General features: G+C 67.5%; 11 protein-coding genes and 1 pseudogene. 7 read left to right on the forward strand and 5 right to left on the reverse strand.

The window, feature by feature from the left end; translation table 11 throughout:
• Positions 1-37: 37 nt before the first annotated feature.
• Together ACK59X_RS04315 and ACK59X_RS04320 are read right to left on the reverse strand one after the other, a co-directional pair.
• Positions 38-580 (reverse strand): YfiR family protein, encoded by a 543-nt coding sequence (locus ACK59X_RS04315; protein ID WP_409955471.1) that lies wholly within the window; start codon positions 578-580, stop codon positions 38-40.
• A 3-nt stretch (positions 581-583) separates the two neighbouring features.
• A complete protein-coding gene (locus tag ACK59X_RS04320) occupies positions 584-2,542 on the reverse strand; it encodes a TonB-dependent receptor plug domain-containing protein (RefSeq protein ID WP_409955473.1) in 1,959 nt (652 codons plus the stop codon).
• A 252-nt stretch (positions 2,543-2,794) separates the two neighbouring features.
• On the opposite strand from ACK59X_RS04320, the gene ACK59X_RS04325 reads away from it, so the two are divergent.
• A complete protein-coding gene (locus tag ACK59X_RS04325; protein ID WP_409955474.1) occupies positions 2,795-4,093 on the forward strand; it encodes an aspartate carbamoyltransferase in 1,299 nt (432 codons plus the stop codon).
• Positions 4,094-4,150: 57 nt separating this feature from the next.
• Complete coding sequence (locus ACK59X_RS04330) at positions 4,151-5,104, forward strand: AEC family transporter (RefSeq protein ID WP_409955476.1); 954 nt, start codon at positions 4,151-4,153, stop codon at positions 5,102-5,104.
• A 1-nt stretch (position 5,105) separates the two neighbouring features.
• Here ACK59X_RS04330 and pdxH read toward each other — a convergent pair whose 3' ends face one another.
• A complete protein-coding gene (pdxH, locus tag ACK59X_RS04335) occupies positions 5,106-5,744 on the reverse strand; it encodes a pyridoxamine 5'-phosphate oxidase (RefSeq protein ID WP_409955478.1) in 639 nt (212 codons plus the stop codon).
• Between the two features lie 82 nt (positions 5,745-5,826).
• Here pdxH and ACK59X_RS04340 point away from each other — a divergent pair, with 82 nt between their 5' ends.
• The 4 genes from ACK59X_RS04340 (at position 5,827) to ACK59X_RS04355 (ending at position 9,883) form a co-directional block, all read left to right on the forward strand.
• The gene (locus tag ACK59X_RS04340) at positions 5,827-6,399 is read left to right on the forward strand and encodes a TetR/AcrR family transcriptional regulator (protein ID WP_409955480.1); all 573 of its coding nucleotides are present in this window, start codon (positions 5,827-5,829) and stop codon (positions 6,397-6,399) included.
• Positions 6,400-6,567: 168 nt separating this feature from the next.
• Positions 6,568-7,029 carry a (2Fe-2S)-binding protein gene (locus tag ACK59X_RS04345; protein ID WP_409955482.1) on the forward strand — a complete coding sequence of 154 codons (462 nt, stop codon included), beginning with the start codon at positions 6,568-6,570 and terminating at the stop codon, positions 7,027-7,029.
• Between the two features lie 14 nt (positions 7,030-7,043).
• Positions 7,044-9,305, forward strand: a complete 2,262-nt coding sequence (locus ACK59X_RS04350; RefSeq protein WP_409955484.1) for a molybdopterin cofactor-binding domain-containing protein — start codon at positions 7,044-7,046, stop codon at positions 9,303-9,305.
• The gene (locus ACK59X_RS04355) at positions 9,305-9,883 is read left to right on the forward strand and encodes an NTP transferase domain-containing protein (protein ID WP_409955486.1); all 579 of its coding nucleotides are present in this window, start codon (positions 9,305-9,307) and stop codon (positions 9,881-9,883) included. Before ACK59X_RS04350 ends, ACK59X_RS04355 begins: the two co-directional genes overlap by 1 nt.
• Here the strand turns inward: ACK59X_RS04355 and ACK59X_RS04360 are convergent.
• Together ACK59X_RS04360 and ACK59X_RS04365 are read right to left on the reverse strand one after the other, a co-directional pair.
• Entirely contained in the window at positions 9,870-10,394 is a 525-nt protein-coding gene (locus ACK59X_RS04360; protein ID WP_409955488.1) for a superoxide dismutase family protein, read from the reverse strand. The two genes, ACK59X_RS04355 and ACK59X_RS04360, sit on opposite strands and share 14 nt — an antisense overlap.
• Before the next feature lie 101 nt (positions 10,395-10,495).
• The gene (locus ACK59X_RS04365) at positions 10,496-11,095 is read right to left on the reverse strand and encodes a gamma-glutamylcyclotransferase (protein WP_409955489.1); all 600 of its coding nucleotides are present in this window, start codon (positions 11,093-11,095) and stop codon (positions 10,496-10,498) included.
• 81 nt (positions 11,096-11,176) lie between these two features.
• On the opposite strand from ACK59X_RS04365, the pseudogene ACK59X_RS04370 reads away from it, so the two are divergent.
• Positions 11,177-11,317, forward strand: a pseudogene (locus ACK59X_RS04370) (OmpA family protein); the annotation flags it as partial.

Below are 11,317 nucleotides of genomic sequence, written 5' to 3' on the forward strand. Positions count from 1 at the left end.
AGCTGCGGCGAGTCGGCGGTGGCGGGGCGGTCGCGGTTCATCGCGCCCCCCGGGACAGGCGCAGCAGGCGCGAGCTGACCGACAGGCCGGCCTTGCCGATGGCGTCGGCGTTGATGTCGAAGACGATGCGGTCGCCCTCGCGGTGCAGGACGATCATGATCTCCGGCGGGGCGGCGGCCGGGTCGTCGGTGATGGTCAGCACGGCTGTCCTGCCGGGCAGGGCGCGCAAGGCACGCAGGGCGCGGTCGGTGTCGGCGCCGCTGAGGACCAGCACACGGCAGTCGTTGAGCTCATTGGCCTCCCACAACCGGATGCGGATGGGGTTGTCCTCGCGCGCGGGCCTCCCCTCCAGCGCCAGCAGGTTGCGCTTCAGGGGGCTGAAGGGGGATACGCAGATGGTCCAGTCGGCGCCGGCACGGCCATCGCCCTGCGGCCATTCGACAAACTGGATGAAGTTGAAGACATAGGCCGCCTTCAGCTCGTTTTCGCCCACCCGCTCCTGCGCACCGGCCCCCTGGCCGCACGCGAGTACGCACAACCCCACCAGCAGGGCTTGGTACAGGCGGTGCAGGTGTGGCATGGCCTAGAACGCATGGGTGAGCTTGAGGCGCAGGGTCCTGCCGTCATGCACGATCGAGTCCCCCCGGATCTCGAAGGATGCAGGGTCGGCATAGCGCCGGTCCAGCAGGTTGTAGATCCCGAAGGACACCTCCGTTCCCGCCAGCCGCGTGGTGTAGTTCAGGTTGGCCACCGCATGGGCCGGCAGGCGCGATGCCAGGGTGCTGCGCGCGCCGATGGCGATGGCCTCCAGCCCCAGGCGCCCCCGTGCCCAGGGGGCGGCGTCGGCATTGCCGATGGCGGTGGACCACTGCGCCTTCAAGAGGTGCCGGGGCGAATTGGCCAGGGTCTGCCGCGTCAGGGTATCGCGCGCCCGCTGCCAGCTGTAGGCCAGGCGCAGCCGGGCATCGGGGCCAAGGCGCTGCTCGACCTCCGTCTCCACCCCGTACACGCCGACGCTGTTGCCGGCGTTGCTGAACATGAGGCGGTCCGGCTGCGGCGCATCGCCAATGGCCAGCAGATGCGAGACACGCGACTGGAATACCGTGACCAGCGCGCGGGTGGCTCCCGCGGGGGCATGCTCCAGTACCAGCTCGGTGGTGCGGATGCGCTCGGAGCGCAGGCTGTCCGTGCCCACCACCCCGCCGGGGGTCTCGACCCGGTAGTCGCGCTCATAGGCGTTGGGCGGCCGGTAGGCCGTTCCATACAGCAGCTTGACGGCCGTGGCCGGCCCCACCAAGTACACCAGGCCCAGGCGCGGGTGCAGGCCGCCCCGGCTGTCCGAGTGCTTGCCCCAGCGCAGCCCAGCATGCAGCACCAGGTCGGGGCGCAGGGCCACCTCGTCCTGCAGGTAGATGCCCATGACATCGCCGCTGCCGCTCCTGTCCAGAAGGTATGCTTCGGGCGCCAGGTCCAGGTTGCGCTGGGTGATGTCCAGATCCCGCCGGTAGTCCATGCCCCAGGAGATCTTGTGCCGCTGAAACGCGGTGCTCATCCATTGCAGTTCCGAGCCCACCCAGCGGCCGCGGCCGATGTCGCGGTTGGCTGTGATGGGCGGGTAGTCGTAGACATAGTCGCCCGCATACCGATACTGGCCGCCATGGAGCCTTGCCGTGAAATGCAGGGTGGGGTTCCACTGCCCGGCGTACTCTGCCGCGAGGCGGGTGCTGGAATCGATCACGCGCGAGCGCGGGTCGTTGAACACCTGCGAAAACGCTGCGGTGGGCAGGCCCTTCTGGCGCTCGCCGTGCGTCAGGGACAGCGTGACGCCCCCGCGCCGGAACTTGGCAAAGAAACTGGTGCTGCGGTCAAAGTCCAGACCCTGTGCGATGCCCTGGTTCTGGCCCGGCGTATCGTAGGCCGGAAAGTACAGGTCCTCGCCCCGTTGGGTGGAGCGCGTTGCGGACACCAGCCAGTCGCCGCCATATCCGTCCACCGTGCCGAGCGAAAAGCGCAGCCGGGCGTGGCCGTGGCTGCCCAGTTCGGTGCCGAGCTGCGCGCCCTTCATCTGCCGGCCTTCACGCGTGATGATGTTGACCACGCCGAAAAAGGCATTCGCGCCATAGACGGCCGCGCTCGGGCCGGGCACGAACTCCACGCGTTCGATCAGGTCGATGTCGATGGGGAAGTCCGTGCCCACCGGCGCCTGGTCGTACAGGTTGTCATTGAAGCGCACCCCGTCGACCAGCAACAGCACGCGGGTGTTGTAGTCCCCCGGCGTGGAAAAGCCGCGCATGCCCAGGTAGTGGTAGGACCGGTCGTAAGACACATACAGCCCGCGCATGCTGGCCAGGATCTCGGCCAGGTTGCGGTAGCCGAAGGTGCGGATGTCTTCCGCAGTAACCACGCTCACCGCGGCGGGGGCCTCCAGCGCGCTTTGCAGGTAGCGGCTCGCGGTGCGAACCTCCATCTGCATCAACTGCTCCAGCGGCAGCTGGGCGACATCGGCCTCGGCCCGGGCGCCGGGCACCAGACAGACGGCCATGCAGATCCCGAGGGCAAGCCGACTGCTTTGTGCACATGAGGTTGTTGTTGTCATGGCGTCCCTGACGTGGGCCTGTCCGGTCATCGCTGCAAGCGATGCCCAGCCGCGGTAACAAGTGCTTTCATCCTACTCTTCTGGTGGCTGCGAGGGACTGGGTTTACCTTAGTTGATGGTTGTCGGCGACCAGGCACCCGCTGCATGAATATACGCAATGCGTTTTATGAATTTGCTCATTGCGTATAATTCAGGGCCATGAACAGCCAGCAAGACTTCCTGCGCGACGCAATGCGCCGCCTCAACCTGACGCGCGATGCGTTTTCCGACCGGCTGGGCGTGCGCCGCCGGGCCTTGGACACCTGGCTGCTGCCGGCCGATTCAGGCGAGGCCCGCAGCATGCCGGACATGGTGGAGAAGTTCGTCTCGGAGATCCTGCTCACGCATGCCGCGCACAGCACTGGCGAAGAGCGGGGCAGGGCGCCCGCCGCCCAGCCGCTGGCGCAGCGCATCGCGGCCGAGGGCCGGCCGCACCTGCTCTCGGTGGCGCAGTTCGACCGGGGCAGCCTGGAAGAACTGTTCCAGGTCGCCGACCTGATGCAGCCCATCGCCCGGCGCCAGAAGGTCTCGCGTGTGCTCGAAGGGGCCGTGCTGGGCAGCCTGTTCTTCGAGGCCAGCACGCGCACCCGGGTGAGCTTTGGCGCGGCGTTCTGCCGCCTGGGCGGCACGGTGTGCGACACGACGGGATTCACCTTCTCGTCCATGGCCAAGGGCGAGTCGATCTACGACACCAGCCGCGTGATGGCCGGCTATGTGGATGCGCTGGTGGTGCGCCACCCCGAGCAGGGGGCCGTAGCCGAGTTCGCGCGTGCCACCAACATCCCCGTGATCAACGCCGGCGACGGCCCGGGCGAGCACCCGAGCCAGGCCATCCTGGACCTTTACACCATCCAGCGCGAGTTCTCGCGCCTGGGCAAGCTGGTTGACGGCACGCATGTGGCGATGGTCGGCGACCTCAAGTACGGCCGCACGGTGCACTCCCTCATCCGACTGTTGGCGCTGTACAAAGGGCTCAAGTTCAGCCTGGTGGCTCCGCCGTCGCTGGAGATGCCGCCCTACCTGCTGGAGCTGGTGGCGCGCAACGGCCATGTGATCGAGCAGACTTCGTCGCTTCAGGAAGGGCTGCGCGGCGCCGACGTGGTGTACGCCACGCGCATCCAGAAGGAGCGCTTCGTGGGCGAGGCGATCGAGGGCTACACGCCCGAGTTCCAGATCCGCAAGTCGCTGGTGGACGAGCTGTGCAAGAGCGACACCATCCTCATGCACCCGCTGCCGCGCGATGGGCGCCCGGGCGCCAACGACCTCAGCACCGACCTGAACCACGACCCGCGCCTGGCCATCTTCCGCCAGACGGACAACGGCATCCCCGTGCGCATGGCGCTGTTCGCGGTGCTGATGGGGGTCGAGAACCAGGTAGCGCGCTCCATGCGCGATGCCGGCTGGCGCTCGCCCTCGCACATCGGGCCGGACGATGCGGTGTTTGATGGACTGGACTGAGGGAAAACCCTTGGAGGCACTACACTCGCTGCCTTCCCCCGCGCCGCTGCTTCCCTCGTGAACTCCCCCGTCTTCGCCTCCCTGATCCCCGTCGTCCTGTTCATCGCCATTGGCTTCCTGTCGGGCAACCGGGGCTGGATACGGGCGGGCTCGGTCAAGGACCTCTCTAACCTGGTGTTCATGGTGCTGACCCCGGCGCTGCTATTCCGAACCATGGGTTCAGTGCACCTGGGCGATGTGGATTTTGCGCCCATCGCCGCGTACTTCGCGGCGGCGGGGCTGGTATTCGGCGGCACCATGCTGCTGCAGGGCTTCACCAGCCTGGCGGCGGCGCGGGCGCTGGCCAACATGTTCAGCAACACGGTGATGATCGGTGTGCCGCTGGTGGGCCTGGTGTTCGGTGAGGCCGGTCTGGTCACGCTGTTCACTCTGATCTCGCTGCACGCGCTGATTTTGCTCACCGCCGCCACCGTGGTGTTCGAGCTGGCGGCGGCACGCGAGCGCGCCGGCACCCCGGGGCATGAAGGCCGGTCCATGCTGCGCACGGTGCTCATGGCCGTGCGCAACGGCATCATCCACCCGATTCCCTTGCCCATCATCGCGGGCCTGCTGTATGCGCAGACGGGCCTGCCGATCCCGCTGGTCATCGACAAGCCCCTGGAGCTGCTGGGCCAGGCCCTGGGGCCGCTGGCGCTGCTGCTGGTGGGCGTGACGCTGGCCTTCACCAAGGTGGGCACCCATTTCCGCGCGGCCATGCGCATCGCGCTGGTCAAGTGCCTGGTGCACCCCATCGCCATGGCGGCGGTGGGCTGGGCCATGGGCCTGTCGGGCATGCCGCTGGCCGTGATGGTGGTGGCGGCCTCGCTGCCCGTGGGGGCCAATGTGTTCCTGTTCTCGCAGCGCTACGAGGTGGCGCAGGACGAGGTGACGGCCAGTGTGGCCGTATCCACCGCTCTGGCTCTGATCACCATGCCGGTGGTGATCATTTTGGTGACCAGGTACCTGGTCTGATTCAGGGCGCAAGCCGCTCTCGCACCCAGTCCGCGCCGTCGAGGCGGTAGCGCAGCCGGTCGTGCAGGCGGCTCTTGCGGCCCTGCCAGAACTCCCATTGCTCGGGCTTCAGTCGGTAGCCGCCCCAGTGCGGCGGGCGCGGGGGGCTCAGCAAAAACTGGGCGCCGTACTTGGCCGCGTTGGCCACCAGCACACTGCGGCCAGAGATGACCTGGCTTTGCGGGCTGGCCCAGGCGCCGATGCGTGAATCGAGCGGGCGGCTGGCAAAGTAGGCGTCGCTTTCTTCGTCGCTGACCTTTTCCACCACGCCCTCGATGCGCACCACGCGTTCCAGCTCCACCCAGTGGAACTGCAGGGCCGCAAACGGGTTGCCTGCGATCTGGCGGCCCTTGCGGCTCTCGTAATTGGTGAACCAGACAATGCCGCGTTCGTCATAGCCCTTGATCAGCACGATGCGCGTGCTGGGGCGCAGGTCCCCGCCCACGGTGGCCAGGGTCATGGCGTTGGGCTCGGGCACCTGGGCGGAAATGGCTTCCTTGAGCCATTGATCAAACTGCTGCAGGGGTGCAGCATGCGAGGCTTCTTCGTTGAGTTCGGCGCGTTCGTAGCTCTTGCGCAGATCGGCGATGGAGGTGGTCATGTCCACGATTGTGCACCCGCACAAACCGCCCTTGGGGAGGCCGGTTGTTGCCGAATAAAAATTCGCTTATATTGGAATGGCGATGAAACCCAAAGACGATGAAAAGCAGCGCGCGATTGCGCAGGCCACCTTCGACCTGGTGGGCCAGACCGGGCTGAGCGGCCTGACCATGGCCCAGATTGCGCGCGCCGCGGGCATCGCCACGAGCACGCTGTATGTGTACTACCCGTCCAAGGACGACCTCATCAGCCAGCTCTACCAGGACGCCAAGACCGTGACCGCCGCCCGCATCATGGAAGGCGTGGTGCCCAGCCTGCCGTACCGCGCGCGCGTGCGCCGCATCTGGGAAAACCTGCTGCGCCACCGGCTCGACCAGCATGCCGAAGTGGTGTTCCAGGAGCAGTACTACAACTCGCCCTGGTTCACCGAGGGCAACCGCGAGTTCTCCACGCGCCTGATGGCCGGCTTCTACGCCCTGATGCAGGAGGGCCAGCAGCAGGAGATATTGAAAGCCGTGCCGGTGCCCTTGCTCACGGCCAGCCTGATCGGATCGGTGCGCGAAACCGCCACCCTGGTGCGCACGGGCGTGCTGCCCGACGACGAAGCCCTGCACCAGATGGCCTTCACGCTGTGCTGGGACGCCCTCAAAGCATGAGCCAGCGATTTGCGCTTTGATCGAATAAACATTCTCTTAAAAATGCCGCCGCACGACCTGTCCCTGTACCTGCTGCGCCCCGATCACAGGCGATGGCGCCGCTGACATGTCGCCGCTTTACCGTTCTACCCGTTTCCCCCAAAAAACATCCCCCACGGAGAACCCACGATGCCCACCTTGAATATCAATGGCAAAGACACGGCCGTCGACGCCGACGAATCCACCCCCATCCTCTGGGCCCTGCGCGACACGCTGGGCATGACCGGCACCAAGTTCGGCTGCGGCCAGGCTTTGTGCGGGGCCTGCACGGTGCACCTGAACGGTGCGCCGATCCGCTCATGCGTCACGCCGATCTCGGCGGCGGCAGGCCAGAAGATCACCACCATCGAGGCCATTGCCGCCAGCGACAAGGTCGGCAAGGCCGTGCACGCCGCCTGGGTCAAGCACGACGTGGCGCAGTGCGGCTACTGCCAGAGTGGCCAGATCATGAGCGCCACGGCCCTGCTCAAGGGCAAGAAGAAGCCCAGCGATGCCGACATCGACACTGCCATGGCCGGCAACATCTGCCGCTGTGGCACCTATGTGCGCATCCGCGCGGCCATCCACGACGCTGCACGCAGCCTGGCCTGAGAGGAGAACACACCATGCACTTCGACACCCAGGCCGTTCAGGCCCACATGCCCCGCCACCTGCGCGCTCTGATGGAGGCGACGCCATGCGATTCCGCCGGAACCGCACTGAATGAAGGCCTCGCGCGCCGCAGCTTCCTCAAGGTCACGGCCGCCACCGGCTTTGCGCTGGGCGCGTTTCCGCTGGCCGCCGTCGCCCAGGGCACGGCTGCACCGGCCGCGGGCCTCAAGCCCTTCCAGCAGCCCTCGGCCTTCGTGCGCATCGAGCCCGATGGCACGGTCACCGTCACCATCAACCGGCTCGATTTCGGCCAGGGCGTGCAGACCGGCCTGCCCATGATCCTGGCCGAGGAGCTCGATGCCGACTGGTCCAAGGTGCGCAGCACCCATGGCGATGCCAACATGGCCTACGCCGATCCGAACATGGGCATGCACCTCACGGGCGGCTCCAACTCCATCAAGAACTCCTACACCCAGTACCGCGAGCTCGGGGCCCGCACCCGCGCCATGCTGGTCTCGGCCGCCGCTGCGCAGTGGGGTGTGGATGCCTCGACCCTGCGCACGCAAAGCGGCTTTGTCGTGGGCCCTGGCGGCAAGAAGCTGGGCTATGGCGAGCTGGCCGAAGCGGCCATGAAGCTGCCCGTGCCCGAGAAGGTCACGCTGAAGGATCCCAAGCAGTTCCGCCTGATCGGCAAGCCCACGGGGCGGATCGACGCCAAGGCCAAGTCCAGCGGGCTGCAGGACTACGGCATCGATGTGCGCCTGCCCGGCATGCTGACCGCCGTGGTGGCGCGCCCGCCGGTGTTTGGTGCCAAGCTCCAGTCGCTCGACGACTCGGCCGCCAAGGCCATCAAGGGCGTGAAGGCCGTGCTGCGCGTGCCCACCGATCGGGGCGGCGAGGGCGTGGCCGTGGTGGCTGACGGCTACTGGGCCGCCAAGCAGGGGCGCGATGCGCTCAAGGTGGAGTGGGACACCGCCGCAGTCGAGAAAGCCGACACCACGCAGATGCTGGCCAGCTACCGTGAGCTGGCAGCCAAGCCGGGCATGGTCGCCCGGCAGGCCGACATGGCGCCGCTGGCGGGGGCGCCGCACAAGATCAGTGCCGAGTTCGTCTTTCCCTACCTGGCCCATGCGCCCATGGAGCCGCTGAACTGCACCGTGCTGCTCAATGCCGACAAGGCCGAGCTGTGGATGGGCACGCAGATGCCGGGCATGGACGCCGTGGCCGCAGCCAAGACCCTGGGCCTGCAGCCGCAGAACGTCAAGGTGCACACGCAGATGGCCGGGGGCGGCTTTGGCCGCCGCGGCGTGCCCACGGCCGACTATGTGGTCGAGGCCTGCAGCGTGGCCAAGGCCGCGCTGGCCGCGGGCCTGGCCGTGCCGGTGCGCACCCTGTGGAGCCGCGAGGACGACATCAAGGGCGGCTACTACCGCCCCATGCACGTGCACCGCGCCGAGATCGGCTTCGACGCCCAGGGCAACATCCTAGCCTGGGACCACACCATCGTGGGCCAGTCCATCGTCAAGGGCTCGCCGTTCGAGGGCTTCATGGTCAAGAACGGCATCGACGCCACGGCCACGGAAGGCATGAAGGAGCCCTATGATGTGCCCATGAAGCTCTCGGTGCACCACCCGGATGTCAACGTGCCCGTGTTGTGGTGGCGCAGCGTGGGTTCCACCCACACCGCCTATGCCATGGAAACGCTGGTCGACGAGGTGGCCCGCACCACCAAGCAAGACCCGGTAGCCTACCGCATGCGCCTGATGGGCGACAAGCACCCGCGCCACAAGGCCGCGCTGCAGCTGGCCGTGGCCCAGTCGGGCTATGGCAAGAAGAAGCTGCCCGCCGGCCGCGCCTGGGGCGTGGCGGTGCACGAATCCTTCGAATCGGTGGTGGCCTATGTGGTCGAGGCCTCGGTCAAGGACGGCGCGCCCAAGCTGCACCGCATCACCGCCGGGGTGCACTGCAACCTGGCGGTCAACCCGAAGAGCGTGGAGGCCCAGGTGCAGGGCGGGGCGCTGATGGGCCTGTCGATGTGCCTGCCCGGCGGCGCCATCACGCTCAAGGACGGCATGGTGGAGCAGAGCAACTTCGGCGACTTCGCCGTGCCGCGCATCACCGACATGCCCCAGGTGGCCGTGCACATCGTGCCCAGCGCCGACCCACCCAAGGGCATGGGCGAACCCGGCCTGCCACCACTGGCGCCGGCGTTTGCCAATGCCATCGCGCAGCTCACCGGCAAGACGCCGCGCGAGCTGCCGTTCAAGCTGGCGTGATGCTTGACGTTCCCGACCCGCTGCCGTCCCCCGTGGTGCTGGTCCTGGCCTCGGGCCGGGGCGAGCGCTTCGCGGCGTCGGGTGGGGGCGTGCACAAGCTGAGTGCCTTGCTCAACGGCGTGCCGGTGCTGGAGCACACGCTGGCCGCGGTGCGCGACAGCGGCCTGCCCTGGCATCTGGAAGACGCGGGCCACCCGGGCATGGGGGATTCCATCGCGGCCGCAGTGCGGGCCACGGCCACGGCGCCCGGCTGGCTGGTGCTGCCCGGGGACCTGCCCCTGGTGCGGCCGGAAACCCTGCGCGGCATGGTGGGCGCGCTGTACGGGTGTGCGGTGGCCGTGCCAGTGCACCGTGGTGAACGCGGCCACCCGGTGGCGTTTTCTGCGCTGTGCCTGCCGGGCCTGCTGGCCCTGGCAGGGGAGCAGGGCGCCGCCAGCGTGGTGCGCGAGCAGGCGGCGCAAGGCAGGTTGCGGCTGGTGGAGGTGGATGACGAAGGCACGGTGACCGATGTGGACACCGTGCAGGACCTGGCCCGGGCCGAACGGATCCTGGCCGGCCGGTTGCCTACTTCGCCGTGATCACCGCGCACGCCAGGCGCGGGCCGGCATTGCCGGTGGGCTGGGTGGTGTAGTCGTCCGGGTCGCGGTGCACGATCAGGCCCTTGCCGACGATGTCGTTGGCGGTGCTACCCACGCGGATGGAACGCGACTCGAAGTTGATCTTGGCCACGCCGCCGGCGTCGGCCTTCAGGCTGGGCAGGTCGCCCGTGTGGTGCTCGGCGCCGCCGTGGCTGCCATGCGGCTTGCCGCCGGGGTTGAAGTGGCCGCCCGTGCTCATGCCGTCGCCGCTGGAGCAGTCGCCTTTTTCATGGATGTGGAAGCCATGCTCGGCATTCGGCTTGAGGCCGCGCACTTCCCCCATCACCTTGACCGTCTCGCCCGTCTGGGTGAAGGTCACCATGCCGGTGGTGGTGTTGCCGCGCGTGGATTCGAGCCTGGCCACGGCCGCGGGGCCAGACGACGAAAAGGCGGCGCAGCCCGCCAGGGAGGCAACGGCAACGGCCAGCGATGCAAGACGAAGATTCTTCATGGTTATTCAGGCTCCTGAAAGAAGGCAGAGAGTTTGCGCACCGCCCCGGGCTGGGGGCGGCGGAAGCTGCGAAGGGGTCTTCGCACCTTCAAGGTGCACCACTATGCCTGCTTTTTGTCGGTAAGCGAAAGTAATCGTCCCAGCGAGCGATCATGGATGCCCAGGCGGCGCAGCTCGTCGTAGGTAGCCTGCGCATAGTCGCGCGTGGTGCCGTACTTGCCGCAGGCCTGCTCGAAGATGCGGCAGTACTCATGGTCGGGCAGTTCGCCCGTGTGGTTCGGGCTTTTGCGCGACAGGGTGAAGGCCAGGGCCTGCACGGCGCCCTGCGGCGTGTGGCAGGTCAGCCAGCGCGGGTCGTACACGCCGGTCATCATCTCGCGCTGCCACAGGTTGATCAGCACCTGGCGCGCATGCGCCTTGTCCACACGGAACACCATGCCCCGGCAGCTGCCGCCCGACAGCATGCCGAACACCAGCCCCGGGCATTCGGGCGTGCCGCGGTTGATGCGGCTCCACATCTTGAGCGCGCGGTGCCAGCCATGCACGCGGGCCGCGCGGCGCTCGGCAAACTCGAAATCGGGCCGCCAGATCAGCGAACCATAGCCAAACACCCACAGATCCCGGTGGCCGCCCCACTGCTGCAGGGCCCGCTCCAGCATGGGGGCGGGATCACGCAGGGGCGCGGGCAGACTGCTTGTCATGGCATCACTCTACAATGAAGAAGGTAACCAAGCATTGGTAGCCGATAACATCCACCACTGATAGAGACACAGGGAGACTTCATGTCCGGTAGTTCCGACAACGACAGCCAAGAACGTTTTGCACTCGGTTTTTTGTTCATCCTGATCGCTTTGGTCATCTCCACCGCGGTGGGCACCGTGGTGGTCAAGCGCATCGGCGCCGCAAAGGCCGCCAAGGCGGCC

It is taken from the genome of Acidovorax sp., from assembly GCF_046339755.1.
In the GTDB taxonomy this organism is placed as follows: domain Bacteria; phylum Pseudomonadota; class Gammaproteobacteria; order Burkholderiales; family Burkholderiaceae_C; genus Acidovorax.

What these genes read in the sequence shown, in the direction of transcription:
- ACK59X_RS04355 (WP_409955486.1), top strand. Translation starts at nt 9,305, where the DNA reads ATGCTTGACGTTCCCGACCCGCTGCCGTCCCCCGTGGTGCTGGTCCTG.
- ACK59X_RS04345 (WP_409955482.1), top strand. Translation starts at nt 6,568, where the DNA reads ATGCCCACCTTGAATATCAATGGCAAAGACACGGCCGTCGACGCCGAC.
- ACK59X_RS04320 (WP_409955473.1), bottom strand. Translation starts at nt 2,542, where the DNA reads ATGGCCGTCTGTCTGGTGCCCGGCGCCCGGGCCGAGGCCGATGTCGCC.
- ACK59X_RS04350 (WP_409955484.1), top strand. Translation starts at nt 7,044, where the DNA reads ATGCACTTCGACACCCAGGCCGTTCAGGCCCACATGCCCCGCCACCTG.
- ACK59X_RS04365 (WP_409955489.1), bottom strand. Translation starts at nt 11,095, where the DNA reads ATGACAAGCAGTCTGCCCGCGCCCCTGCGTGATCCCGCCCCCATGCTG.
- pdxH (WP_409955478.1), bottom strand. Translation starts at nt 5,744, where the DNA reads ATGACCACCTCCATCGCCGATCTGCGCAAGAGCTACGAACGCGCCGAA.
- ACK59X_RS04360 (WP_409955488.1), bottom strand. Translation starts at nt 10,394, where the DNA reads ATGAAGAATCTTCGTCTTGCATCGCTGGCCGTTGCCGTTGCCTCCCTG.
- ACK59X_RS04315 (WP_409955471.1), bottom strand. Translation starts at nt 580, where the DNA reads ATGCCACACCTGCACCGCCTGTACCAAGCCCTGCTGGTGGGGTTGTGC.
- ACK59X_RS04340 (WP_409955480.1), top strand. Translation starts at nt 5,827, where the DNA reads ATGAAACCCAAAGACGATGAAAAGCAGCGCGCGATTGCGCAGGCCACC.
- ACK59X_RS04325 (WP_409955474.1), top strand. Translation starts at nt 2,795, where the DNA reads ATGAACAGCCAGCAAGACTTCCTGCGCGACGCAATGCGCCGCCTCAAC.